Origin of the sequence: Sedimentibacter sp. LTW-03 (genome assembly GCF_052059825.1) — a bacterium.
Taxonomy (GTDB): Bacteria; Bacillota; Clostridia; order Tissierellales; family Sedimentibacteraceae; genus Sedimentibacter.
This window is the reverse complement of record NZ_CP197180.1, coordinates 1,502,151-1,528,968: the sequence shown is the minus strand read 5'-3', so window position 1 is coordinate 1,528,968 and position 26,818 is coordinate 1,502,151. Positions and strand designations below refer to the sequence as shown.

The window sequence follows — 26,818 nt, the reverse complement described above, 5'->3', positions numbered from 1 at the left end:
CCTTTTTACATGAAATCATTTAAATCTACTTTTCCTCTTTTCATACCTACGCTGAGGGCGAGCCCCATGCTTACCATATTTATAAGCATAAATGTTCCTCCAGAACTTATAAACGGAAGAGGTATACCTGTTACAGGTAACAATCCCATTGTCATGCCTATATTTTCGAAAATATGGAAGAATTGCATGGAGGCTATTCCTGTCACTATCAGGGATCCGAACAGGTTAGATGAATGTTTCGCAATACGTATCAACCTGTTAAGCAAGATTGCATAAAGACTGAGCAGAAAAAGACCTCCAATGAGCCCTAATTCTTCTCCTATTACCGCAAATATAAAATCTGTTTCCTTTGTCGGCAGGTATCCAAGCTGGTTTTGAACTCCGTTGTACAATCCTCTGCCGTAAAGCATGCCTGAGCCGATGGCAGTCTTGGACTGTATAACCTGGTAACCTGTATCTTCCGGGTCCAGTTCGGGGTAAAAGAATGTTACTATTCTGTCTATACGATAATCTTCATTGGGTGTATAATCCTGCATTATATAGTAGAGAAAAACAAGCCCTACTATAAGAAGTATAAGAATAATTAACATGACTGAAATAATATATTTCCTGTCTATCCCAGCTACGAAAATCATAACCGCAATAAAGAAAATGAAAACCATGGCGGTTCCAAAATCAGGCTGCATTAAAATTAATGCTATTGGGAAAAATGCAAAAATTAAAACTTTTATAAGCACTGCAGGATCGTTCAAATTTTCCTTGTTTATATCAATGTATTTTGATACTGATATTATAACTCCAAATTTAGCCAATTCTGAAGGCTGAAATACAATAGGACCTACGGAAATCCAGCTTCGTACATCACCCCATTCTGAGGCGCTTACGGGATTTATAAGAACATATACCAGCAGAATCACAGTTACTCCGTAAATTGGGATATAAAAGGTTCCGTATATGTCGTAGTCTATCATTACGAGCACAAGCAGTACAGCTAGACCAATCCCGAAGGCAGCTATCTGAGTTTTTAAATACGGCTCGCTTCCGGATATTTTGCTCATGGTTGCGCTATTAATTATTATAAAACCAAAAACACACAATATAATCGTTGTAAAAAACAACACAAAATCAAACCTCTTAAGTTTGCTTTCTTTCTTAAACATGTTAAACTCCTTTGTAATATACGTTATTATATCATATTTTAATATAATGAAAAGTAAAATATTATTTATGACAATAATTGTATACCGTGATATTTCAGGGGTTAAAAAGTTCTTAACATGACGATGAATCTATGTTATAATTTGAAATAACCCAAGAGTTAGGAGAAACTATGATTATATTCGGTATAGATCCGGGCCTTGCCATATCAGGCTACGGTATTTTAAATTATGTCGGAAATAAATTCGAAGTATTGGATTACGGTGCGGTTACAACAGACAGCTGTGAAGAATTCCCAAAGAGGCTAAAAAAAATATATGACAGATATACAGAGCTGTTTATGTTGTACAAGCCCGAAGCAGTTGCCATTGAGGAACTTTTTTATAATAAAAATGTTAAGACAGCCATAGCCATTGCAGAGGCAAGGGGGGTACACCTTTTAGCAGCGGAAAATTTCGGAATACCTTTGTATGAATACACACCTCTTCAGATAAAGCAGGGCATTGTGGGCTACGGCAGAGCCGAAAAAAGGCAGATCCAAGAAATGGTGAAAATAATACTTCACCTTGAATGCATTCCAAAGCCAGATGATGTAGCCGACGGACTGGCGGCAGCTATCTGTCATGCTCATTCATTAAAATATGCAAATAACTATAAAATATTAAAATATTAACGGAGTGTCAGATGATTAGTTATATCAAAGGTGAAGTAGTAAAAAAAGGACCTGATTACATAGTTGTAGAAAATAATGATATAGGCTACTATGTAAGCACATCCCGCTCAACTTTAAATAAGGTAAGTGAAGGAGAGAGGACTTCAATACATATATATATGCATGTAAGAGAGGATAATATTGCGCTGTACGGGTTTCTGACCTCGGATGAAATTGAAATGTATAAAAAACTAATTTCAGTGAATGGTATCGGCCCTAAAGCAGGATTATCAATTTTGTCCACTTATGAAACAAATACTGTTAAGGAAATAATTATTAAAGATGATGTTGCAAGCATGTCCAAGGTTCCCGGCATAGGGAAAAAAACAGCAGGGAAAATAATTCTTGAGTTAAAGGACAAAGTTGGAACACTTGACAGCATAGAAGTTTCGGCACCAACGGAAATTCAGCGCTTTGATTCCGAATCAGATGATGTAATAAATGGTTTAATATCACTGGGATTTAATCCGAATGAATCTAAAAAGGCCCTTGATAAAATTGACACGACTGGAAAGACGGAGAACGAAATTATTAAGGAAGCATTAAAAAATATTAACAGGCAGGGATAATGATGTTTGAAAGAGAAAATGAAATAGTTGCCGGTACTGCAAATACAGGTGAGGAAGAACTTGAACTCAGCCTGAGGCCCCAAAGACTCTGTCAATATATTGGACAAAGCAAGGTTAAAGAGGTTCTTAATATTTTCATTCAGTCGGCTCAAATGAGAAATCAGCCTCTGGATCATGTGCTGCTTTCTGGGCCTCCTGGGTTGGGAAAAACCACGCTTGCCAATATTATTTCAAATGAAATGGGAGTGAACATCAGAGTTACATCAGGTCCGGCGATAGAAAGGCAGGGAGATTTAGCAGCAATATTGACGAATTTAAACGAGAATGATGTGCTGTTTATTGATGAGATTCACAGAATAAATAAGAATGTGGAAGAAATCTTATACCCTGCACTTGAGGATTTCGCTCTTGATATTATAATAGGCAAGGGACCATCAGCAAGATCTATAAGGCTTGATTTGCCGAAATTTACTTTAATCGGTGCCACAACAAGATCTGGAATGCTGGCATCACCTTTGAGAGACAGGTTCGGTGTCATGTGCAACCTGGATTTTTATAATGTAAAAGATTTAAAAGAAATTGTACTTCGTTCTGCCGGAATTATTGATGTTGAAATAAATGAGAATGGAGCAGAAGAAATTGCAAGGAGATCAAGGGGAACACCTAGAATAGCAAACAGACTACTAAGGCGTGTAAGGGATTATGCCATAGTGAAAAGTGACGGAATAATCGATACAGAAACGGCTGACAGCGCTCTTAAAATGTTAGAAATAGATGAAATGGGACTGGATAAACTTGACAGGAGAATATTGAACACAATCATTGATTTTTACAAGGGAGGCCCTGTAGGGCTGGAAACTCTGTCTGCTTCAATAGGTGAAGAAAAGGGAACGATAGAGGATGTTTATGAACCTTATCTTCTTCAGATAGGATATTTGAGCCGAACGCCAAGAGGTAGAATCGTTACAGAACATGGATACAGGCATGTAAATAAGCATAGAAAAAATACAAGTCAAACAACAATTGATCTGGATTAGGTGATTTATATGAAAAAAAACATATTGAAGATTACAGCTATGTCTTTATTGATTTTAATTTTATCAATTTCTGCCTGCTTCGGAGCTTCTGATGAAGAATATGTTAGAATCAGAATACGGTATCCAAGAGTATACAACGAGCAGTCATCAATCCAGAGCTATGAAGATATAACCGTTTATGAACTGGATGGAAAGCCGGAGGAGCTGTTTCAGTTAAATGAAGACAGCTTATGTCTCCTCTTAGATTCGTATTTCGACAGTGAATACAGCTACACACAGGAAAAAAACAAGGCGTCTGTTGGACCAAACCATGTTGTTCTTGACCAGCTATATTCTTCTTTTGAAAAAGCTGATAGAGTTGCAAATGAACTGGAGGAAGAATTCAGAGAAGACTTTTTCCCACAGCTTAGTAATGATGGCTACAGAATTTACGGTGGTATGTATGCTGACATGTACGGAGCAAAAGAGTTAATGGAAGAAATGGTTGACGAGGGGTATGAAGTAGAAGTTGTAAGCACTAATATGCAAAATGTAGCAGCCTATGATGATAATGACAATGTTGCATTTATGTACAGTAACGACATGGACATATATTTTTCATCATACAATGACGGCGAAGGCTGTGAAATGATTAAAATTGATAAGAAACCTTACAGGGGTTTTATAGGGTTTAAAATAATAGATAATTCTAAGCTTATTTCTATTAATTTTGTAGATCTTGAAAGCTATCTGTATGGTGTAGTTCCAAATGAAATATCCGCTTCATGGGGAAAAGAGTCTCTTAAAGCACAGGCGGTTGCAGCCAGGACATATGCAGTTTCTTGCCTAAGTCCTTATGCTTCATACGGCTATGATATGGATGACAACCAAAACAGCCAGGTATACATGGGTTATTCTTCGGAAAAGGAATCAACTAATGAAGCTGTAGATGAAACAAAGGGTGAAATGATTTATTATGAAGACAAGCTTATTCAAGCATTTTATCATTCTACCAGCGGAGGAAAAACCGAGAATACGGAAAATGTATGGTCGTCAAAACTTCCGTATGGCGTTGCTGTAGATGATGAGTATTCGGACAGGTCTGATTCACCGTACAATGAATGGCAGAAATCATATAAAAGAAGCGAAATAATTAAAATGCTCAATGATGATGGAAACAACGTTGATGAGCTTTACAGTATAGAAATAGCGGAGGTTTCTGAAAATAACAGGGTTTTGAAATGCATATTTTTAACTGATATTGGAGAAATTGTATATTATAAGGAAGATGCAAGGCTTGTTCTTGGTCTTATGAGCCAATGGTTTACAGTTGAAAACGGAACAGTGTATTATTTTACAAATGAATTTACATTTGATAAAAGTTCAAGCACAGCTGAAGATGACGGTTTAAAGCAGGAAATCCCTTCAAGAGGAGGAATTCTGGATCACATAATAGATGAAATACCAGAAGAAGATGCAGGCAGCGAAACGGCGGATACGGTGAATCGATTGGATACAGGAAGTGTTACAGGCCGACATGTAATATCATCCTCAGGTACAAAAAAATTAACACAAGAAAAAATTTCAGTTATTAGCTCTTCAGGAGTATCTGTTTTGGATACAGATTCATCAGATTACAATTTCCAGGGAAGAGGCTGGGGGCACGGTATCGGCATGAGCCAGTACGGAGCCAAGCAAATGGCTGAAGAAGGATTTAAGTACGACGAAATATTAGAACATTACTATACTGGAGTAACAATTAGATGATAAATGATTTTAAGACAAGTGATTTTTATTATGATCTTCCCCAGGAGCTTATAGCTCAGACTCCTATAAAGGATAGGGATCATTCAAGACTTCTGGTGCTTGATAAAAGTACCGGAGAGGTTGAGCATAGACATTTCTATGAAATTGTGAACTATTTAAAAAAAGGCGACTGCCTTGTAATTAACGATACTAAGGTGCTACCGGCGAGGCTTTTTGGAACAAGAAAGGATACGGGAGCCGTAATTGAGCTTCTTTTGTTGAAAAGGATTGATGACAACAAATGGGAAACTTTAGTTAAACCAGGCAAGAAAGCAAGGAACGGAGTTGAAATAGTATTCAAAGAAAATCTGCTTTCCGGCAAAATAATAGAGGTTGAGGATGATGGTAATCGAATAATTGAATTTAAATATAATGGAATTTTTGAGGAAATACTGGATCAGTTGGGAGAAATGCCGCTTCCTCCGTACATACACGAGAAGCTGGAGGATAAGAACAGGTATCAGACGATTTATGCTAAAAATCCCGGTTCTGCTGCCGCACCTACTGCCGGATTACATTTCAATGACGAATTGTTGAAAAAGATAGAAGAAATGGGAACAGACATAGCCAGGCTGACGTTGCATGTAGGGCTTGGAACCTTTAGACCGGTTAAGTCTGAATTTATTTCCGAGCATAAAATGCACTCTGAATATTATGAGCTGTCGGAAATCGAGGCGGAAAAAATAAACAGGGCAAAAATGAATGGAAATAGAATAATCTCTGTTGGAACAACAAGCACGAGAACATTGGAAACAATAGGAGATGATCGTGGATTTGTTAGAGCTCAAAAAGGATGGACAGATATATTTATATATCCGGGATATAAATACAAGGTTGTGGACACACTTATTACAAATTTCCATCTGCCAGAGTCCACGCTTATAATGCTTGTAAGTGCGCTGGCAGGCAAAGAAAACATAATGAATGCTTATAATATTGCAGTAAAAAACAAATACAGGTTTTTCAGCTTCGGCGATGCTATGCTGATTAAATAAAGGGTGAAATATGTTTAATTTTGAATTAATAAAAGAATCTAAAGAATGTAAGGCAAGGTTGGGAATTATCCATACAAATCACGGAGATATAGAAACACCTATTTTCATGCCGGTGGGAACTAAGGCGACTGTAAAGGCAATGACTCCTGAAGAAATGAAATCGTTGGAAGCTCAAATAATATTGAGCAATACATACCATTTGTACTTAAGACCCGGACATGAGCTTATTAGAGAAGCTGGAGGATTGCACAAGTTTATGAACTGGGATGGTCCAATTCTAACGGACAGCGGAGGGTTTCAGGTGTTCAGCCTCGGAGATTTAAGAAAAATCAGGGAAGAGGGAGTTGAATTCAGATCCCACATAGACGGTTCTAAGCACTTCATAAGCCCTGAAAAGTCTATGGAAATACAAAACTACCTGGGATCGGATATAATGATGGCATTTGATGAATGTGCTCCTTATCCGGCAACATATGAATATGTTGAAAAATCTATGCAGAGAACTACAAGATGGGCAAAACGTTGCAAGGACTTTCATAAAAATATCGACAATCAGGCATTGTTTGGTATTGTGCAGGGAGGAATGTACAAAGATTTGAGAATAGAAAGTGTAAAGCAACTCACAGAGCTTGATTTCCCTGGATATGCTGTTGGAGGGCTAAGCGTAGGTGAGCCGAGAGAATTGATGTGCGAGGTAATGGATTATACCGTTGAGCTTCTGCCAAAGAAAAAACCAAGATACCTGATGGGTGTTGGAAGTCCTGATTATCTGTTTGAAGCGGTTGAAAGAGGAATAGATATGGCGGACTGTGTGCTTCCCACAAGAATGGCAAGGCACGGTGCATTCATGACGAGCAAAGGACAGCTTACCATTAAAAATGCCAAGCACAAGCATGATTTTGGGCCAATTGACGAAGAGTGCGGATGCTACACATGCCGAAACTATTCAAGGGCTTATATAAGGCATTTATTCAGTGAAAACGAGATACTTGGTGCAAGGCTTGCATCAATTCATAATTTATTTTTCTTGATTAATTTAATGAAACGTATTAGAATAAGTATAATGGAAGACAATTTCATGAAATTTAAAAAACAATTTTATGAGAACTATGGATACTAAACATTAGGAGGAAATATGGAACAATATAGCGGAATTTTAATGATGGTCGTTTTATTTGCATTAATGTATTTTATGATGATCAGACCGCAGAAAAAAAAGGACAAAGAAATAAAGGCAATGAGAGACAGCCTGGCTACAGGAGATGAAGTCATTACAATCGGCGGAATTCATGGAAAAGTAGTTAAGGTTAATGATGAAATCGTGGTATTAGAAATGCCGCACGCTAAGCAAAGAATTGAATTCTCTAAATGGGCAATAGGAAATGTTGTTAAAAAGGGAAAAGAAAAAGCAGCTGCTGTCGAAGAAGTTGAAACTGAAACCAAATCGACAGATGAAGATGATAATAAGTAATTGATACATATAGGAGCATTGATGCTCCTTTTTTCTTGCATAAATAAACCCGGCTTGAAGAAGCCGGGTTTATTTATAATTATGCTTGTTTTTTAAATATGTGCTTTCCTGCTACAACAATTTCATGGGACAGCAGAGGAACCATTGATAAAAGTATCAGGTTTCCCCATTCTTTAAATGACAGTTTGCTAGTTTCAAAAGCTTCGACAAGTATAGGAATTTCAGTAACTGCAACTTGAAGAAGCAGACCTATGATAAAAGCACCTATCATTGATTTATTGTCAAATAAATTCTGTTTAAAAAGAGATTTATCGTAGTTTCTCATTCCTATTGCATGAAACAGCTGTGAAACGCCCAGTGTTGTGAATGCATATGTCTGAGCATGCTCGATTATGCTGTAATCGACCCCGTTTTCTTGTATAACCTGTCCAAGCATCCATTTTATATTTTCCAGTGTTACTTCCATGCCGGCATTATTCAGATGAATGACAGGAGACCAAAGAAATGCTCCCAATGTAAGGGCTGCAATCATGAAGCCGTTGTATACGGTAAATGCCATGCCTCCGTGGGCAAACAGACTTTCATTTGGATTTCTTGGACTCGCTTCCATTATATCTTCATCTTTTGAGTCAACTCCAAGAGCAAGGCCCGGCAGAGAGTCGGTTATAAGGTTAATCCACAGTATGTGAATTGATTGCAGAGGAGCTGCAAGTCCTGCGACTATTGCTCCAAACATGGATATAACTTCTCCAAAATTTGAGGAAAGAAGGAACAATACAGTCTTCTTGATATTATTGTAAATACCTCTTCCTTCAGCAACTGCTTTCTCAATCGTCGCAAAGTTATCATCTGTCAGAACCATGTCAGCGGCACCTTTTGCTACATCAGTTCCGGTTATTCCCATTGCAACGCCAATGTCGGCTGCTTTTAATGAAGGAGCATCATTTACACCGTCACCTGTCATTGAAACTATGCTTCCGTTTGATTTGAATGCTTTAACTATCATTACCTTATGTTCCGGCGACACGCGGGCGAACACTCTTAAGTTGTTAACCTTATGGTTTAACTGTTCCTGAGTCAGCTCGTTCAACTGGCTTCCGGTTATACATTGGCTCTCATCCTCTGCAATACCCAGTTCCTTGGCTATTGCAAGGGCTGTATCTTTATGATCTCCGGTAATCATTATGGTTGTTATACCCGCTTGTTTTAATGTTTTGACAGAATCTTTGGCTTCCGGACGTGGAGGGTCTATCATGCCAACCAAACCAACAAATGTAAGATTTTCTTCACTTGCAGAATCATCATCCTGTTTGATACCCAGTGCTAAAACTCTTAAGGCATCTTTTGCCATTTCAGAAGCAGCATTGTTTATGCCTGCAATATGCGTATCTGTAATATCTACAGTCTTTCCGTCAATGTATATTTTTTTACATCGCCCAAGAAGCACATCTGTTGCTCCCTTTGTGTAGCTTATAACCTTGCCGTCCTCATCCTTGTGGACGGTAGTCATAAGTTTACGCGCAGAATCAAATGACTGCTCGTTTATTCGTGGGTTGCTCTTTTCCAGCTCTTCTCTCGTAATGTTGGAAAGAGAACCCATATCAAGAAGAGCCAGTTCAGTTGGGTCTCCTATTCTTTCATTGTTTGCGGTTGAGGCATCATTGCACAGTACAAAACCTTTCATAAATACAGTATTTTTATCGTAGGAAAGGTCATTAACTTCTTTTATTTGCCCATCTAAATATATTTTTGTTACAGTCATTTTATTCTGAGTGAGGGTACCTGTTTTATCTGAGCATACAGTGCTTACTGCGCCTAATGTTTCAACTGCCGGCAGCTTTCGCACTATTGTGTTGACTTTTACCATTCTTTGAACCCCAAGAGCAAGAACGATGGTTACAACTGCTGTAAGACCCTCAGGAATAGCAGCTACCGCAAGAGAAATTGCAGTAATAAGCATTTCAACAATGTCTCTGCCCTGCAGTACCGCAATACCGAACATTGCAAGAACTATTACAATTGCAACTATCCCCAGAACCTTGCCTAAATCGTTAAGCCTTTTTTGAAGAGGCGTAAGCTCTTCTTCGCTTTCATTCAGCATTGCGGCAATTTTACCGATTTCTGTATCCATGCCCGTATATACAACAACACCTTCGCCCCGCCCGTAAGCAACGCTTGTTGATGAGTATGCCATATTAATTCTGTCGCCTATGCCGACTTCTGTATCTGCAATGAATTCAGCATTCTTGTCAACAGGTACTGATTCACCGGTCAATGCCGATTCTTCTATTTTCAGATTAACTGAGTTAAGAAGTCTTAGGTCTGCTGGAATTATCCGGCCAGCTTCTAGTACAACAATGTCTCCAACTACTAATTCAGATGCAGGTAGTTCCATTATTTTTCCGCCTCGTTTTACCATTGCTGACGGGCTTGAAAGGTTTTTTAAAGCTTCAAGTGCTGCTTCTGCTTTTGATTCCTGTATTACACCGATCACAGAATTTATAAGCACTACCAGCAGTATAATTATTGCATCTGTTACTTCATGCAGCATGAATGATATGGCTGCGGCAGCAAACAATATATAAATCATAGTATCCTTCAATTGTGCCAAAAACTTTTGGAGTAAGGTTTTACGGCTTTTCTCAACTAGAGCATTAGGCCCGTTCTGCTCAAGTCTCTTTTTTGCTTCCTCCTGACTCAGTCCGCTTCTTAGAGTGCTTAACTCTGTACAGACTTCGTCAGCTTTTTTTTGATAATACATAATTTTCTCCTTTTTGATAGTTTATACTAGTATGCCATTTCTAAAAAAAAAAAGACTCGTGGCATATCTTTATAATAAATCCAAGATATACTAAAAGTCTTGTTACCTACGTTACTTAAACAGATCTTCAGCCAGAATGCTGGCATTCGGTTGTTGACTGAAGATTTAAAACTACTCCCTCTTAGTATCCTTACTTTAGCAAATCCGACTGTTGTTGTCAAGTGTTTTATGCCTCAAATATAGCCATTATTAGTATTGTCGGTTCTTTTTTTTTTACATCTGAATAAAATTTAATGATTATAATAATTGGAGGATTAATATGATGAAAATAATGAAATTGCTTAAATATTCGCTATATTTATTAATAATGTCCTTGTCTGTATTTTTTATTCTTACATTGTACATGTACTTTTTTTCTAAACAGCCCTCATTGGAACTTGCATACAGTTTTGTGATTCCCATATGTATGTTTGTAGTGACGCTTATGTACTCCAAAAGTGTGCACGAGAGAGGTTTGCTAAGGGGAATTGAAATGTGGATAGTTTATTTTGCAGTTGTGTTGCTGATGAAAGTTATATTCAGGCATCCGGGAGAAATAAATATATTGATGCACTTGCTTTACCTGCCTGTTTCAATTCTCGCAGGAATAGTAGGAGTAAATATGAAACTTCGCACTCAAAGGTAGCCTATTTATAAAATTTAAAAAAAAACACTTTTAAATAATCTCCAAAAATGCTATAATTTAAAAAGTTCGAAGGAGGTTCAGTATGGTACATATTAAAACGCTAAACAAAACAAAACTTACAGATAACATGAATGTAAAAGGATGCGGCGAATGCCAGACTTCATGTCAATCTGCATGCAAAACTTCTTGTACAGTAGGAAACCAAAAGTGCGAGAATAAATAAATAGTTAAGGGTGTTGAAAAAGTTTGTTCTGCAAGATTTTGGAAGGTAGGCATAAACAGTATGTTCGGATACTTAACGATTGTTTGTTTTAACAGAATCGATGCAGGCAGATTTTTTCAGCAACTTGTGCAGCTTCTTGGTTAAGTTGTTGCCTTTGTGTAGATGACCCCTTTAAGGGGGTTTTTTTCTGAACAGCGAAAAATTTCTGTTAATGAAACGCTAACTGATAAATGGCCTGATCAACACAATGTTTAACGGAATATGTAATATAATATGATCCATTGATGAGCCATAAAGTAATTTGGAGGAAGAGATGATACATCTATTTTGTTTGGACAACATGTGCTTCGCTATTGATACTAACAGCGGGCTGGTGCATGTTGTTGATGAAGTGGTATATGACCTATTAAATGATGAAAGTTTTAAATGCGGACATAAAGTTGAAGAAATTGAAAAAAAATACGGCAAGGAAGCAACTGATGAGGCTATTTTAGAAATTAACTATCTCATAGTTAACAATATGCTTTACACAGAAGAATCCAATCCTGTAAACAAAATTAAACCTGCTGTTAAGGCTATGTGTCTTAACATGACACATGATTGTAACCTGAGGTGTGAATATTGCTTTGCATCACAGGGAAGTTACAACGGTGAAAGATCATATATGAGCTTTGAAACAGGGAAAAAAGCTTTTGATTACCTGGTGAAAAATTCTGGAACAAGAAGAAATCTTGAAGTTGACTTCTTTGGAGGGGAACCTCTTATGAATTTTGAAACGATTAAAAAGCTTGTGAGTTATGGAAGGTCTTTGGAAGATAAGTACAATAAGCACTTTAGATTTACCGTAACTACAAACGGAGTTCTCCTGGATGACGAAAAGATAGACTATATAAATGAAAATATGGACAATGTGGTGTTAAGTATAGACGGAAGAAAATCTACTAACGACCGCATGAGAAAGACTGTTAATAAAATGGGTAGCTACGATGTTATTGTAAATAACTTTAAAAAATTTGTAGCAAAAAGGATGGATAAAGATTATTTTGCCAGAGGTACTTTTACTGCGAACAATCTTGATTTTTCTGAAGATGTAAGGCATATGAGAGACTTGGGATTTGATAAAATCTCCGTAGAGCCTGTGGTTGCAAGCCCAGAAGAAAAATACGCCTTGCTTGAAGAACATCTTGAAATATTAAAAAATGAATACGAAAAGCTTGCCAGACTTTATTTGGAATCCCAAAAAGATGACAGCAAGAAATTCCAATTTTTCCACTTTAACATTGAACTTGATGGAGGCCCGTGCATATACAAGAGATCTATAGGCTGCGGAGCAGGAACGGAATATGTTGCCGTAACGCCTGCAGGGGAATTTTATCCGTGCCATCAGTTTGTCGGCCAGGAGGAATTCATTATAGGAAATGTTGATGAAGGAATAGTAAACGAGCCGGTTGTAAGCAAATTCAAAAATGTATCTGTAAATGACAAGCCTGTATGCAAAGATTGCTGGGCAAAGTATTACTGCAGCGGAGGATGTCATGCAAATGCATACAATTTTAACCATAATTTTGATGTTCCTTACAATGTTGGATGCGAGCTTGAGAAAAAAAGAATTGAGTGCTCAATATATATAAAAGCGAAATTAAGTGAATAATTTATTGTAATATTATGCTTAATTGTAAAAAATAGTGGTAAATATATACTAGACTATAGTATAATATATTTTGATATCTACATATGATTACAAGAGAGGAGTGTTACTATGCAGGTTGGTTTTATAGTTATATTGATAATAGCAATTTTTGTTGCTATATTTGCTATTCAGAACGGCACACCGGTTCCTGTTGATTTGTTTCTTGCCAGATTTGAAATGCCTTTGGCTGTTGTTATGATGATTTGTATAATTATAGGAGCTGTACTTGTTTTGATTCTCGGAACAACTAGACAGTTTAAAAAAAGATCTGAGTCAAAAGAGATGAAGAATAAATTAAAAACACTTGAAAACGACAAAGTACTGGCAGACAGCAATATTAAAGCAATGGAAGAAGAAACGAATAAGCTGAAAGAAAACGGAAGCGCATTAGAAGCAAAAATCTCCGAACTGGAGCAGAAAAACAAGGCTCAGGCAGATACAATCGCAAAGTTAAACAATGAATTGGATTCTCTAAAAACTGAATCAAACGAATCGATTGTAACCGATACTAAAGATGAAGGTGCCAAAATTACTGACAACGATGAAAAAAGTGAAGCTCAAAGTTAAAGAGTATGACAGAGGATATATTAAAGATGTAAGCAGAAAATTTAATCTTTCAAAAATATCCTCAAGGATACTTTTAAACAGAAATATAACAGAATATAATGAAATAGAGGAATTTCTTAATCCGGATTTCAAATACTTTGAAAATGCTAAGAATTATAAAGATTTACAAAGAGGATGTTCAAGAGTTCTTGAAGCAATTGATAAGAATCAGAAAATAATCATATATGGAGATTATGATGTAGACGGTGTGACCTCCATAAGTCAATTCATATTGCTCTTGTCAAAAGCTGGGGCAGATGTTGATTATTATGTGCCTGAAAGAGAAAATGAAGGTTATGGCATAAGTTCCGAATTTGTGGAAAAGCTGAAGGATAATAGAATAGAGGCTGACTTAGTGGTTACAGTAGACTGCGGTATAGCTGAAATTGAAAAGATTGCCTGCATAAGCGAAATGAATAAGGATGTTGTTATAATAGACCATCACCAGTGCAAGGAGGAGCTGCCTCCGGCTTATGCAGTCATAGATCCGAAGCAGAAAGACTGTCCGTCGAAAAACAAGCATTTATGCGCGGCAGGACTGTCTTTTAAATTTTTGAAACATTTGAACACATATCTTAAGGTTGAAGACATTGAAGATGTTCTTCTTGAACTGGCATGCCTTGGTACTATAGCGGATATAGTTGATCTTTTTGGAGACAACAGGGTTATTGCAAAGAACGGATTGAGAAAAATTAACAACACAAGGTTGATAGGCTTAAAAAAGCTTATTGAAGTTTCCGGTATCAAAGATAAAGAAATCGAATCCTACCACATTGGATTTATTATTGCTCCGAGAATAAATGCGGCTGGGAGAATGGATACCGCAAAAAAGGCAATAAAGCTTATGCTTTCGTCTGATGAGCAGGAAGCAGAAAAGCTTGCACTGGAGCTTGAAGCTTTAAATGCTTTGAGAAAGCAGGCCGAGAGTGTAATTTTTGAAGAAGCTGTTAATAAGATAGAAACAGACTTTTTATACAAGAAGAGTATTATTGTTGTTTATGGAGAGAACTGGCATGAAGGCGTGCTTGGAATTGTAGCTTCAAAGCTTACGGATAAATATGAAATACCCAGTGTTGTTATATCTATGAAAGAAGGTATAGGCAAAGGATCTGCCAGGAGTCTGGAATGTGTTGATATTTTTGAGGCTTTTACAGCGGTGAAGCAATATTTGCTGAAGTATGGCGGTCATAAGCTTGCAGCTGGACTGACGATAGAAGAGAAAAATATAAATATATTTGCAGATGAATTGAACAGCTACATCTTCTCTTTAAACAGGGATGACAGCCTAAATGAAATTGAAGCCGATTCGTATATTGAAGCGAAAGACGTCAGTTTTGATTTATATAAAGAAATCTGCATGTTTGAGCCTTATGGATCGGGAAATCCGAAACCGGTGTTTGCTCTTAAGGATGCAGAACTGAAAAATATTCGAAAAGTAGGCAGGGATGGAAGTCATTTAAGCTTTGTTCTTGTAAAAGATAATAGAGAAATTTCTGTAATTGGATTTGGTAAAATCGGCATTTTGGAAAAAGTTCTCACAAAACCGTCAGCTTATGTGGTTACCATGAGCTTGAATGAATTTAACGGCAGAAAAAGTATTCAGCTGGTATTGCAGAATGTTGAGGATAGTGACAAACTGGATTACTCTATCGACGATGAAAAAATGAAAGTGCTGAATTCAGTCATAAATAAAAGCAAGTCAAAAATAATAAAGACTGACATATTCGTGCTTGTGGAAAAGCTAAATAAAATATATAATACTAAAATAACAGCAGAAGAAATAATATGTATGCTTAAAAAGGCTGATAATATTCAATACGCATTAAAAAATGAAGTACTGTATATAAAGAAATAGTCTTTTAAATTGGAGGAATTATGGACTTAAAAGAAAAGATTCGTGTAATAGAAGGGTTTCCGTCAGAGGGAATAAGTTTTAAAGACATAACGACACTTCTGAAGGATGCGGATGCTTTAAAGGAATGCATAAACAAAATGGCTGAAAAATTCAAGGACATAGATGTTGATATAATAGTTGGACCTGAATCAAGAGGCTTCATATTCGCAACTCCTCTTGCTTATTTGCTGGGAACAGGATTTGTTCCTGTAAGAAAGCAGGGAAAACTTCCTGCTGAAACAGTAAGTTACGAATATTCCCTTGAATATGGAAAAGATAAACTGGAAATACATAAGGACTCAATCAAGAAAGGGCAAAAAGTATTAATTGTGGATGATTTACTTGCTACCGGTGGAACGATGTACGCTGCTGCAAAACTGGTTGAAAAACTGGGAGGCGAAGTAGCAGGACTTGGATTTTTAATTGAGCTGGAAGATTTAAACGGAAGAGAAAAACTAAAAGGGTACAATGTTGAATCATTAGTAAAATACAGCTAATGCTTTAGTCAGTGAACTTATTAACATAAGACACTGTAATAGAAAAAGTAACAGACATTAATTATGATACTGATTAGAAATAGTGGTGAAGACATGCTGGAAAATTTAATTAATCAAATAGAATCGTATAATTCCAATGCGGATATTTCTGTTGTTGCAAAGGCATACAACTATGCGGAGATGGCTCATTCAAATGCGCAGACTAGGTATTCTGGCGAAAGATACTTTGTGCATCCTTATAATGTTGCGCTTATTTTAGCTGATTTGCATGTTGATGTACAAACGATCGCAGCAGCTCTTCTCCATGATGTGGTTGAAGATACAGGCATTACATATTATGACATAAAGAGAGAATTCAGTGAAGAAATTGCTAATATGGTTGACGGTGTCACAAAGTTGAGCAAGGTAAAATACCGAAATAAAGAAGAACGCCAGGCTGAATCCTTAAGAAAAATGATAATTGCCATGTCAAAGGATATCAGGGTTGTTATAATAAAACTTGCGGATCGACTTCACAATATAAGAACGCTTCAATACATGCCTAAGGAAAAGCAGTACCAGAAGGCAATGGAAACTATTGAAATATATGCACCTATTGCGAATCGTCTCGGTATGGCATCCATTAAGTGGGAGCTTGAAGACTTGAGCCTTAAATATATAGATCCGGAAGGATATGAAGACTTAGTCAAAAAAGTACAGGAAAAAAGTGAAAAGAGAAAAGATTACATTTCTCAAATAATTTCTATAATGTCTGAAAAGCTTAACGAAGCGGGAATAAAATCAGAAATCAAAGGGAGACCGAAAAGTCTATATTCCATTTATAAGAAAATGTATTTTAAGAATAAATCCTTTGAGCAGATATATGACTTGATTGCCGTTAGAATTATTGTGGACACTATTAAAGACTGCTACGGCTCTCTGGGAACTGTGCACACACTTTGGAAGCCTATTCCTGGAAGGTTCAAAGACTACATTGCAATGCCAAAACCAAACATGTACCAGTCTTTGCATACTACGGTAATAGGGCCGTATGGAGAACCATTTGAGATACAGATAAGGACTCTTGAAATGCACAGGACTGCTGAGTACGGTATTGCGGCGCACTGGAAGTACAAGGAAGGAATCGATGAAAAGACAAATTATGAGGAGAAACTGAACTGGCTGAGGCAGATGCTTGAATGGCAGCAGGAAACAAATGATCCTCAGGAATTTATGGAATCGCTAAAAATAGACTTATATGCTGACGAAGTATTTGTATTTACACCTAAGGGAGAAGTTGTAAATCTGCCTAAGGGTTCAATACCGATAGATTTTGCTTACAGGGTACACAGTGCCGTGGGCAACAGGTGTGTAGGTGCAAAGATAAACGGCAGAATAGTGCCTATTGACACGAAGCTAAAGACAGGTGATCAGGTTGAAATACTTACATCGCAGTCTAGTGTCGGTCCCAGCAGAGACTGGCTGAAAATAGCTGCATCAAGCCAGGCAAAATCAAAAATAAGGAAGTTCTTCAAGGAAAAAGACAAAGATTTCAATGTTGAAAAAGGGAAAGAGCTTGTAGAGCGAGAAGTCAAAAAACAAGGCTTTCAAATTGTTGATTTGATGAAGGAAGAATGGCTGAAGTTTGTAGCAGATAAATACAACATGAATACCATAAGCAATCTGTTTGCGGCGGTAGGAAATGGCGGTATCACAGAAAACCAGATTGTAAACAGGCTGAAGTTACTATATCTGGAAAAAAACAAGGATAAAATAGAGCTTGAAAAGATAGAAAATCTTGAGAAGAATCTGACAGCAGCAAAAGCATCGCCGCCAAGAAAAGAAAAACATGCTTCGGGTGTTATTATAAAGGGCATAGACAACATAAAGGTCCGTTTTTCTAAATGCTGCAATCCAGTTCCCGGAGATGCAATTGTAGGATATATTACCAGAGGCAGAGGAGTTTCGATTCACAGGTCAGACTGTACAAATGTCCATGACCTGAATGATTCGGATGATCAAAGGTTTATCGAGGTAGAATGGGACACAGAAGAAAAGGCGACTTTCTTAAGCGAGCTTCAGATAAAAGCCATAGACAGACCAAGACTTCTTCAAGACGTGACTAATCTATATTCGGAAGCTAAATTGAATGCCGTTTCACTCAACTTAAGAGTAAATAAGGAACGGGTTGCCATATTAGACATTGGATTTGAAATAAATGAAACAAAACAAATAGAAGATTTAATCAAAAAAATCAAAAAGTTAGACGGAGTACTGGAAGTATACAGGAACAAAAAATAGTTTAATAACAAACTTTTCGAGACGGTTTGTTATCTTGATGGCTTTGTAATCAATCTGAGAACGACTTCGCGTCGTTCTGTTTTATTGTAGGTGACATAATTACAGACTAACATAAAATTAAACTATAAAATAAGGAAGGTGATTAAATGAGAGGAGTAGTACAGCGTGTAAAAAGAGCAGGCGTTACTGTTGACAACAAGATTATAGGCGAGATAAACCACGGTATATTGCTATTGCTTGGAGTGGAAGAAACGGACAATGAAAAAGACCTGGAATACATGTGTGAAAAAGTCCCTAATTTAAGGATATTTGAAGATGAAAACGGGAAAATGAATAAAAGCCTCATAGATGTGGAAGGAAGTATTTTGGTTGTTTCTCAGTTTACTCTTTTGGGAGATGCAAGAAAAGGAAGAAGGCCCAGTTTTATTCACGCAGCTTTGCCGGAGAAGGCGGTCCCCATGTATGAAAGCTTCATAAATAGAATGAAAGAAAAAGAAATATTTACTCAGTGCGGAGAATTTGGTGCCGATATGGATGTAGAACTTGTCAATGACGGCCCGGTTACAATTCTTCTAGACAGCAAAAAATTATTTTAGGAGGAACAAATGATATTTGAAGCTATGACTGTAGGGTCTTATTTATCCAATTGTTATATTGTTGGTTCTGAAACAACAATGGAAGCCGCTGTAATAGATCCGGGAGCAGACTTTAAAAAAATAGATGATAAGCTGAAGGAACTTAACCTTATTCCTAAAATTATCATACTTACTCATGCTCACGGTGACCATATAGGAGCTGTGAAGGAGCTGACTGATAAGTATAATTTGAAAATTTATATTCACAAGGATGACGCAGAAGTTCTTAAGGACGGCAATGCTAATTTTTCAAAGATGATTACTGGCAGGAGTACATCTATAATTCCGGATGTTGAATTAAATGATGGTGATGATATAATGCTGGGAGACTTAAAATTTGATATTATTCATACTCCGGGCCATACAAAGGGCGGTATATGTATAAAGGTCGGAAATATTATGATGACCGGCGATACGCTCTTTAACAAATCCATAGGCAGGACGGATTTTCCGGGAGGATCCTTTGATGATATAATAAGTTCAATAAAGAATAAAATCTTTAAATATGACGATGATATTGTAATATATCCGGGCCACAACTCACCTTCTACCATTAAATCTGAGAAACTCGGGAATCCGTTTGTAAACTAAATGAAGGTGCTTACATTTTATTTTTCAGGACATAATTTTGAATATGAAGCAAGAAATGACCTCAGAATATTTGATTTAAACATAGGATATGAAGTCAAACTTTCCGGAAAAAGCTATAATGACACAGGGCTGGCAATGGTGTCAGTATTGAACGATGATGGGAATTCGTTAATCAGTACTGCTTGTCTGTATTTAAACGACCAGCTTTTGTTCAGAGCAGAATACGAAAGTGATGAAATTTTTCTTGAGAGTGCTGATTCGAAGAGACTTAAAAAGATTCTTGTCGTAAAATCAATACACAGTGTTCTGAAAAGATACTACGGTGTAAATCCAGAGTACGGTATTCTGACCGGCGTGAGAGTGGTAAAGATACTGATAACAGCACTTAAACATGGGAAGACAAAAAAAGAAACTACAAAAATATTAAAAGATACCTACGAAGTTTTACCGGAAAAAATTGATCTTTTGTGGGAAGTACTGGATATTGAAAGAAAGTATGTGAATGAAGAGGAAAACAAGCAAAATTACAATTTGTATGCCGGGATACCGTTTTGCCCTTCAAAATGTAGCTATTGTTCATTTACATCATATACAGGCGCAAAGGAAGATAAAATAGATAAATATATAGATGTACTTGTATATGAGATTGAAGAAACGATAAAAATGGCTTTGAGAAGGGGCCTAAAGCTACACACTATATATATAGGAGGAGGAACTCCTTCTGTATTAAATGAAAGGCAGATATCTGTTATATTTGACTGCATAAAAAAATACTATGATCTGGCTGAAATAAAAGAAGTGATGTTTGAAGCCGGAAGACCGGATACTTTGACAGAAGAAAAATTGATATTCCTAAAAGAAACAGGCGTAAACCGAATAAGCATCAACCCTCAGACAATGAACGAAAAGACGCTTGAAATAATCGGGAGAAAGCATTCTTCAGAGGATATAGTAAATAAATATAACCTTGCAAGAAAAACAGGCTTTGATTGGATTAACACGGATATAATATTGGGACTTCCAGGAGAAGATGAAGCAGACGTTAATTACACCATAAGAGAAATAATTAAATTAAGGCCTGAAAATATTACTGTCCATTCACTGGCATACAAGACGAAATCTGAGCTTACAAGACAAAGTGAAGAATTGCGTAAGGATTATGACTTGATACAAAAAATGTATGAGGTGGTAAAGAAGGAATGCATTGACAGCGGGTACATACCATACTATATGTACAGGCAAAAAAACATAAAGGGAAATTCTGAAAATATTGGTTATACTTTGCCGGAAAAGGAAAGTTTATACAATATTGTTATAATAGAGGAACTGGAGACCATACTGGCGTGCGGACTTGGAGCATCTTCAAAAATAAAGAAACAGGACGGGAGGCATGTTCCCCTTCGGAATTTTAAAAGTCTGGAGGAGTACGAAGGGCGGATTGAAGAAATATTGCAAAAAAAGAAGAGATTATTATTTGACAAAAAGGAGATTGTATGAAGAAGGTAAAAGCATTCTATTTGGAAAATTGTCCTCACTGCAAGAGGGCCTTTAAAATGGTAGATGCGTTGAAGACAAAAAAACCTGAATACAAGGATGTTGAAATTGAACGTATTGAAGAATCAGTGCATGCGCAAATTGCCGATGCTTATGATTATTACCAGGTTCCCACATTTTACGTTGACGAAATAAAAGTCCATGAGGGAGTACCATCTTTCGAAAAAATAGAAGAAGTATTGAAAAAAGCAATATCATAAAAATTGGGACTGAGCCAGTCCCAATTTTTTATGTATGTTATAATTTTTTTTCATCAACTTCATTCTTGTGAGCCGTTTTTTCTTTCAATTCTTTGAAGTGATTTGCACGTTTCGAATCGCTTTCTATTTCCCAATGAATAATTAATGTTAATGCTGCTCTTAAAACTACTATGGAAGCAAGAATAATTAGTTCATCAATTGTTCTGATAACCAAGGTTTTTAAAATCTCAGCGCCCAGTTTAAATTCCAGTGCCATTGCCAGAGCCTGCGAAAATTCGATTTTAATAGTTTCATCAGTAAATTTAAAAAACCTAAGCGCATACCTTCCGAATGCCTTTAAAGCAGAGTAAATTATTATAAATACACCTATTAATTCCAAAATATGCGCAATATTAGGCACAAGAATAGTAATCAAATGTTCTAGCATAGTACCTCCAAGTATATATAATGAAAACATTTACTAGTATTATATATAATTTGTCTCGTTATGTCAAACATGTGAGCATACGTTTGATTGGTAAAAAGTGCTAATTAATATTGCGATTTTAAGACATAATGTGCGTCACAATATATATATATAAGTAAGGGGTGAAGTATATGATTATTTATATAAGAAAGAAAAGTATTGGTATAGCTTTGTTTTGTGCGGTGCTTTTATTTGCGGGCATGTTTGTTTATGAGGCGATGTTTAATTTTTCTATAACAGTTTCTACTGAAATAACCAATTGGGGACTGAGTTTCAGGGAAAACGGAAAGGCTCCCATAGGCAATGCCACCGCAAGGGCACTAAAAGAATACAATGCTTATTACGTGGGGAATGATGACGAAAAGGTAATATATCTTACTTTTGATGCGGGTTTTGAGAATGGATTTACTGAAAAGATACTTGATACATTGAAAAAACATGATGTTAAGGCAGCTTTTTTTCTTGTAGGCCATTATATGGAGGAAGAACCGCTGCTGGTTAAGAGAATGGTTAATGAAGGGCATATTGTAGCAAACCATACATACCATCATCCGGACATGTCAAAGATATCAGATGTGGAATCATTTAAAAAAGAGCTTACATCTCTTGAAGAGATATTTAAGCAGATAACTGGTACTGAAATGTCTAAATATTATAGGCCTCCTCAGGGTAAATTTAATGAAAAAAATCTAATGATGGCAAATGAACTGGGATATAAAACAATTTTCTGGAGTCTTGCATATGTAGACTGGTACGCCGATAAGCAACCTACAAAAGAACAGGCGTACAGCAAGCTTATACCAAGAATTCATCCGGGTGCCGTATTACTTTTGCATAGTACCTCAAAAACAAATTCAGAAATATTGGATGAACTTCTGACAAAATACAAGGAAGAAGGATATATATTTAAGACTTTGGATGATTTAACAGAAAATAATTAATAAAACTAATGAATTACAAAAAATTAATAATTTATAAAGATGTGGAATAAAATAGAGTGTTTGAATGATTATGCAAAAGCGCGCTTACAACTATTGAAAGAAAGTGTGTAAAATTCTTAATATGTGAGCAAATTAACATATGTCGTAAAAAAAACAAATTAAATATTCATTAGTAATCATTTTTTTATGAGGAAAAATCGTTATATCATTTAGGATATAACGGTTTTAAGCGATTTTAGTATTGATTAAAAAGTTTAATTATGATAAAATTATAACATTATAATTGTTAAAAAATATACAATTATAAAATATTGCTCGCGGGAGGGACTTGATGATTGATAATTCTGTTGAAGACAGAAATAATGAAGAAGAATTTGAGTCTGATTTAATTTCCGAGGAAAATGATGCTTTCGAAGATGCCCCTGATGATAAATTAGCTGAATTGGCAATTTTAATCAGGGATAAATCATATGAAGGAATTTTGGCAAATGCAGAGGACTTTTTGGACGAGCCGATGTCATTGGAGGTCGAAAACCTTTTGGAGATCATTGAAGAGCTGAAAGCAAGAGAAGAATTCTCTGATATTTGCACCATGAACGGGAAGGAAAAAATGTATTTGTACTCGGAGCAGTACATGACCGGAAAATATGCTAAGATGATGGTTTTGGTGGAAGAAAATGATTTATTTAAAACCATATCTGAAACTGTAAGAGAGGAATCAAGGATATATCCGAGGCCGACAGATGTAAGGCTGTTCGGTAAATCTCCTTTTAAGTTGTCCAAAGAAGAGTTTGCAGAAGTGTATGAGCAGCTCAAAAAAAATGAGGAGTACAAGGATATACAGGAAACGAGAGCTTCAAATAATGCGCTTTATCTTTATTCTGACAAGTTCATGAGAAAAGCTCATGCCGCTTCACTTGCCGAATGGATAGAAGTGGAATCCGAGCAAAATCCATAAGTTTGTCAATTTAAATTACTTGGAAAGGAGGGATAACATGGGCAAAATAGGACCTGCTGAACTGATACTTGTATTAGTTATAGCTTTAGTTATATTTGGACCTTCCAAACTTCCGGAAATAGGAAAGGCATTCGGGAAATCTATAAGAGAATTTAAGGATAATGTTAATAAGACCAGTGACGAACCTACAGAAAAAGATGCTGTTAAAGAAGATTAAACAAGCGATTCATATTTTATCAGAGAGATGATATATATTTGAAGGGAGAGTTATCATGTTTGAAAGAGAGATTGAAGATTTTATTGAAAAAATCAGAACAAGACGCGAATTTTTGAAAATGAGCGGTAAGGGAATTGCAGGTGTAACTGTCGCAACTTCTGTTTTGAACCTAATGGGATGTTCCCAGGCTGAGCCGTCGGGAAATGAAGAATCACCTGAAGTTGAGGCCTTTGTAATTCCTACTGGTCTTCTTGTTGTAGAGCCTAACAAATGCACAGGATGCCAGAGATGTGAAATGGTTTGTACTGTTGCAAATGACCAAAAGATTCACCCGTTAATTTCAAGAGTCAAAATCAGCAGAAATTTTAACTACGGAAAAGAAATGACAGAAAACTATCGTTATGAAAACGGATATTTTGGTAACTTCTTGATGACGCCTGAAACATGTCGTCAATGCGAAGATGCTAAATGTGCTGAAGCATGTCCGAAAAATGCCATCAGTCAAAATGAAACAACCAAGGCTTGGACAGTAGATGAAAGTTTATGTGTGGGCTGTGGAGCATGTTCAGATGCATGTCCTTGGAATATGCCTACTGTTGATCCGGAGACAGGTAAATCAACTAAATGTATTTTATGTGGTGCATGTGCTGACAACTGCATAACTGGAGCTTTGCAGATTATACCTTGGGAAAAAATGGAGGCAATCTTCAGAAGAAAAGGATATAGATTTTCATAGTTTAAGCTAACTGAAAAATGAAAGAATTTTGATTGGAGGAAGAATAAATGGCTAATATAACAGGATGGACAGGAAGTCTATTAAGAGTTAATTTAACTACTGGCAATATTAAAACAGAAGATACAATGAAATACAAAGACCTTGTAGGAGGAGCAGGATTCGGATACAAAATAATATTTGACGAAGTTCCTCAGGGAACAAAGGCTTTTGATGAAGCAAACAAGGTAGTAATAGCAGTGGGGCCGCTTACAGGTACAACGGCACCTTGTAGCGGAAGAACAAATATTACTTCATTGAGCCCTACAAATCCGTATCATGCTATAGCTGACAGCCACATGGGAGGAAATTTCGGAGCTTGGCTGAAATTTGCAGGATACGACGGAATTATAATTGAAGGGGAATCAACAAAACCTGTATGGTTAAAAATTGAAGATGATAATATATCAATAGAAGATGCAAGTGACTTATGGGGAAAAGGTACCATAGACACAACTTATGCAATAAATGAAATTATGGGTAAGGAAGCATGTATTGCCGCAATCGGGCCTGCAGGGGAGCAGATGAAAAATCTGGCATCAATAGTTAATTCAGTTAACCACTCAGCAGGAGGACACGGAGGAATTTTAGGAGCAAAAAAACTAAAAGCCATAGGTGTAAAAGGAACTAATGCTGTACATATAGCAGAAGGAAAAGCTCAGGATTGGCTGGATTTGAATGAATACATGATGAAAGATATAATAGGATCCAACAACAATCACGTGGTACCTAGCACACCACAGCCTTGGGCAGAATATCACAATTCAAAGAGCCGCTGGACTGCACAGCTTGGGCTGTTCTGGGGAGCAGCTAATCCGCCTGTGGAAACGGGAGAATGTGCTGCAGGAGATAAAAACAAGGTAGGACTTCGTACACAGAAGGCTATATTTGACTTGGGACCGCTGGCTGAAGACAGAACCATAAAAATGGGAGGATGCTACTCATGTCCGATTCGATGTCAGTCAAATATGTATATGCCTGAACTTGAAAAATACGGATTAACTCCTTATGCAACAAGTACATGCATTAACTACAGTTCGCCTAACACTGCAATGATAAAAGGTTATGCAGATGGTGAAAAGAAGGGAATGGATTCACTTATTACAAAATGTCTGGGATCAAGGCTTGCTGATGATTACGGTATTTGGAGCAATTACGGTCAGTTGCCGAGAGACTTTAGATATGCTTATAATTCAGGGAAATTTAAAGAAGTTCTTCCTAAGGAAGAATATGACAGCATAAACTGGGATTTAGTGGAGAGCGGTGATCCGGGCTGGATGGTAGAGTATTACGGAAACTTGATTAAAGGTGGAGAGTTCGGCCATTTGCTTGATGGACCGTACTGGCTTGATCAAAGATGGAATTTAGGAGAAGAATATTGGAATTCATACGGAAATAATTTGTGGTCTAAAATGGCATATCCTAAACATCACAGTAATGAATCAGGAGCACAGGTAGGTGCATTGGTTAACGTAATATTCAATAGGGATGCAAATTCGCACACTCACATGAATATGATAGGTGCTGGACTTCCTATTGAAATTCTTAAAGAAGTTGCAGGAGAAGTATGGGGTTCGCCTGATGCGTTGGATGCACCGATGAACTACACTCCTATGAATGAATATAAAGCTAAATTTGCTAAATGGTCGCTGGACAGAAACTTCCTGCATGATTCAATTACATTGTGCAACTGGGTATGGCCTATGACTGTATCACCTTCAAAGGAAAGAAACTATAGAGGAGATACTGCACTGGAAGCTAAATTCTTCAGCTTGGCAACAGGCATAGAGACTTCAGAGGAAGAAATGAATCTTGCAGCAGAAAGAATTTCAACAATGCACAGGGCTGCATGTGTTAAAGAAATGAATACAATTGATATGAGAAATGAACATGATACAATTCCAGAATGGGTATTTGAAGCTGATCCAGATGTTAAACCATTTACTGAAGGTACGGTAAAACTTGACAGAGATGATATGCAGTTAGGTTTGACACTGCTGTATAGAGAATATGGATGGGATGAAAAAACAGGAGCTCCTACAAGAGCTACATTAGAAAGACTAGGTCTTAAGGATGTGGCAGATGAGCTTGAAGCTTTGAACCTGCTTCCTTAAATTAGGA

Annotated in this window: 26 protein-coding genes; 23 read left to right on the top strand and 3 right to left on the bottom strand. The window is 36.8% G+C overall.

What is annotated here, in order from left to right:
• Nucleotides 1–5 precede the first annotated feature (5 nt).
• Nucleotides 6–1,160: a rod shape-determining protein RodA gene (gene rodA, locus ACS3UD_RS07700; RefSeq protein ID WP_308137037.1), complete on the bottom strand. Its 1,155-nt coding sequence runs from the start codon at nt 1,158–1,160 to the stop codon at nt 6–8.
• A gap of 170 nt (nt 1,161–1,330) precedes the next feature.
• Between rodA and ruvC the strand changes: the two genes are divergently transcribed.
• The 7 genes from ruvC to yajC are packed head-to-tail and all read left to right on the top strand — an operon-like array spanning nt 1,331 to nt 7,727.
• Nucleotides 1,331–1,831, top strand: coding sequence for a crossover junction endodeoxyribonuclease RuvC (gene ruvC / locus ACS3UD_RS07695; protein WP_308137038.1), 501 nt, complete (start codon nt 1,331–1,333; stop codon nt 1,829–1,831).
• Nucleotides 1,832–1,842: 11 nt separating this feature from the next.
• Nucleotides 1,843–2,439 carry a Holliday junction branch migration protein RuvA gene (gene ruvA, locus ACS3UD_RS07690; RefSeq protein ID WP_308137039.1) on the top strand — a complete coding sequence of 199 codons (597 nt, stop codon included), beginning with the start codon at nt 1,843–1,845 and terminating at the stop codon, nt 2,437–2,439.
• 2 nt (nt 2,440–2,441) lie between these two features.
• Nucleotides 2,442–3,476 carry a Holliday junction branch migration DNA helicase RuvB gene (ruvB, locus tag ACS3UD_RS07685; RefSeq protein ID WP_308140104.1) on the top strand — a complete coding sequence of 345 codons (1,035 nt, stop codon included), beginning with the start codon at nt 2,442–2,444 and terminating at the stop codon, nt 3,474–3,476.
• A gap of 9 nt (nt 3,477–3,485) precedes the next feature.
• The gene (locus ACS3UD_RS07680) at nt 3,486–5,222 is read left to right on the top strand and encodes a SpoIID/LytB domain-containing protein (RefSeq protein WP_308137040.1); all 1,737 of its coding nucleotides are present in this window, start codon (nt 3,486–3,488) and stop codon (nt 5,220–5,222) included.
• Nucleotides 5,219–6,256 carry a tRNA preQ1(34) S-adenosylmethionine ribosyltransferase-isomerase QueA gene (queA, locus tag ACS3UD_RS07675; RefSeq protein WP_308137041.1) on the top strand — a complete coding sequence of 346 codons (1,038 nt, stop codon included), beginning with the start codon at nt 5,219–5,221 and terminating at the stop codon, nt 6,254–6,256. The genes ACS3UD_RS07680 and queA overlap by 4 nt, the downstream gene beginning before the upstream one ends.
• 10 nt (nt 6,257–6,266) lie before the next feature.
• Nucleotides 6,267–7,376, top strand: coding sequence for a tRNA guanosine(34) transglycosylase Tgt (gene tgt / locus ACS3UD_RS07670; RefSeq protein WP_308137042.1), 1,110 nt, complete (start codon nt 6,267–6,269; stop codon nt 7,374–7,376).
• Nucleotides 7,377–7,391: 15 nt separating this feature from the next.
• Nucleotides 7,392–7,727 carry a preprotein translocase subunit YajC gene (yajC, locus tag ACS3UD_RS07665; protein ID WP_308137043.1) on the top strand — a complete coding sequence of 112 codons (336 nt, stop codon included), beginning with the start codon at nt 7,392–7,394 and terminating at the stop codon, nt 7,725–7,727.
• A gap of 79 nt (nt 7,728–7,806) precedes the next feature.
• Here the strand turns inward: yajC and ACS3UD_RS07660 are convergent, their stop codons facing one another.
• Nucleotides 7,807–10,488, bottom strand: a complete 2,682-nt coding sequence (locus ACS3UD_RS07660; RefSeq protein WP_308137044.1) for a cation-translocating P-type ATPase — start codon at nt 10,486–10,488, stop codon at nt 7,807–7,809.
• A gap of 319 nt (nt 10,489–10,807) precedes the next feature.
• Here ACS3UD_RS07660 and ACS3UD_RS07655 point away from each other — a divergent pair, with 319 nt between their 5' ends.
• The 11 genes from ACS3UD_RS07655 (at nt 10,808) to ACS3UD_RS07605 (ending at nt 21,343) form a co-directional block, all read left to right on the top strand.
• The gene (locus ACS3UD_RS07655; protein ID WP_308137045.1) at nt 10,808–11,173 is read left to right on the top strand and encodes a TIGR04086 family membrane protein; all 366 of its coding nucleotides are present in this window, start codon (nt 10,808–10,810) and stop codon (nt 11,171–11,173) included.
• 82 nt (nt 11,174–11,255) lie between these two features.
• On the top strand, nt 11,256–11,396 hold the full coding sequence (gene scfA, locus ACS3UD_RS07650; protein ID WP_213926898.1) for a six-cysteine ranthipeptide SCIFF: 141 nt from the start codon (nt 11,256–11,258) through the stop codon (nt 11,394–11,396).
• Between the two features lie 313 nt (nt 11,397–11,709).
• Nucleotides 11,710–13,047, top strand: a complete 1,338-nt coding sequence (gene scfB / locus ACS3UD_RS07645; RefSeq protein ID WP_308137046.1) for a thioether cross-link-forming SCIFF peptide maturase — start codon at nt 11,710–11,712, stop codon at nt 13,045–13,047.
• Nucleotides 13,048–13,155: 108 nt separating this feature from the next.
• On the top strand, nt 13,156–13,653 hold the full coding sequence (locus tag ACS3UD_RS07640; protein WP_308137047.1) for a LapA family protein: 498 nt from the start codon (nt 13,156–13,158) through the stop codon (nt 13,651–13,653).
• The gene (recJ, locus tag ACS3UD_RS07635; protein WP_440977749.1) at nt 13,637–15,547 is read left to right on the top strand and encodes a single-stranded-DNA-specific exonuclease RecJ; all 1,911 of its coding nucleotides are present in this window, start codon (nt 13,637–13,639) and stop codon (nt 15,545–15,547) included. Before ACS3UD_RS07640 ends, recJ begins: the two co-directional genes overlap by 17 nt.
• A gap of 20 nt (nt 15,548–15,567) precedes the next feature.
• Nucleotides 15,568–16,083, top strand: a complete 516-nt coding sequence (locus tag ACS3UD_RS07630) for an adenine phosphoribosyltransferase (protein ID WP_308137049.1) — start codon at nt 15,568–15,570, stop codon at nt 16,081–16,083.
• A 63-nt stretch (nt 16,084–16,146) separates the two neighbouring features.
• Complete coding sequence (locus ACS3UD_RS07625; RefSeq protein ID WP_308137050.1) at nt 16,147–18,363, top strand: RelA/SpoT family protein; 2,217 nt, start codon at nt 16,147–16,149, stop codon at nt 18,361–18,363.
• A 146-nt stretch (nt 18,364–18,509) separates the two neighbouring features.
• On the top strand, nt 18,510–18,959 hold the full coding sequence (gene dtd / locus ACS3UD_RS07620) for a D-aminoacyl-tRNA deacylase (RefSeq protein ID WP_308137051.1): 450 nt from the start codon (nt 18,510–18,512) through the stop codon (nt 18,957–18,959).
• Between the two features lie 9 nt (nt 18,960–18,968).
• A complete protein-coding gene (locus ACS3UD_RS07615; RefSeq protein ID WP_308137052.1) occupies nt 18,969–19,589 on the top strand; it encodes an MBL fold metallo-hydrolase in 621 nt (206 codons plus the stop codon).
• Entirely contained in the window at nt 19,590–21,086 is a 1,497-nt protein-coding gene (gene hemZ / locus ACS3UD_RS07610; protein WP_308137053.1) for a coproporphyrinogen dehydrogenase HemZ, read from the top strand.
• A complete protein-coding gene (locus tag ACS3UD_RS07605; protein WP_308137054.1) occupies nt 21,083–21,343 on the top strand; it encodes a thioredoxin family protein in 261 nt (86 codons plus the stop codon). Before hemZ ends, ACS3UD_RS07605 begins: the two co-directional genes overlap by 4 nt.
• Before the next feature lie 37 nt (nt 21,344–21,380).
• Here the strand turns inward: ACS3UD_RS07605 and ACS3UD_RS07600 are convergent, their stop codons facing one another.
• Nucleotides 21,381–21,770 carry a DUF1622 domain-containing protein gene (locus tag ACS3UD_RS07600; protein WP_308137055.1) on the bottom strand — a complete coding sequence of 130 codons (390 nt, stop codon included), beginning with the start codon at nt 21,768–21,770 and terminating at the stop codon, nt 21,381–21,383.
• 170 nt (nt 21,771–21,940) lie between these two features.
• On the opposite strand from ACS3UD_RS07600, the gene pdaA reads away from it, so the two are divergent.
• The 5 genes from pdaA to ACS3UD_RS07575 all read left to right on the top strand — a co-directional run bounded on the left by pdaA (nt 21,941) and on the right by ACS3UD_RS07575 (nt 26,811).
• Complete coding sequence (pdaA, locus tag ACS3UD_RS07595; protein ID WP_308137056.1) at nt 21,941–22,750, top strand: delta-lactam-biosynthetic de-N-acetylase; 810 nt, start codon at nt 21,941–21,943, stop codon at nt 22,748–22,750.
• Nucleotides 22,751–23,081: 331 nt separating this feature from the next.
• A complete protein-coding gene (locus ACS3UD_RS07590) occupies nt 23,082–23,708 on the top strand; it encodes a hypothetical protein (RefSeq protein WP_308137057.1) in 627 nt (208 codons plus the stop codon).
• A 37-nt stretch (nt 23,709–23,745) separates the two neighbouring features.
• Nucleotides 23,746–23,925, top strand: coding sequence for a twin-arginine translocase TatA/TatE family subunit (locus ACS3UD_RS07585; RefSeq protein ID WP_213925290.1), 180 nt, complete (start codon nt 23,746–23,748; stop codon nt 23,923–23,925).
• Nucleotides 23,926–23,980: 55 nt separating this feature from the next.
• On the top strand, nt 23,981–24,661 hold the full coding sequence (locus tag ACS3UD_RS07580; RefSeq protein WP_308137058.1) for a ferredoxin-like protein: 681 nt from the start codon (nt 23,981–23,983) through the stop codon (nt 24,659–24,661).
• A 47-nt stretch (nt 24,662–24,708) separates the two neighbouring features.
• Nucleotides 24,709–26,811, top strand: a complete 2,103-nt coding sequence (locus tag ACS3UD_RS07575) for an aldehyde ferredoxin oxidoreductase (protein ID WP_308137059.1) — start codon at nt 24,709–24,711, stop codon at nt 26,809–26,811.
• The last annotated feature ends 7 nt before the right edge of the window (nt 26,812–26,818 follow it).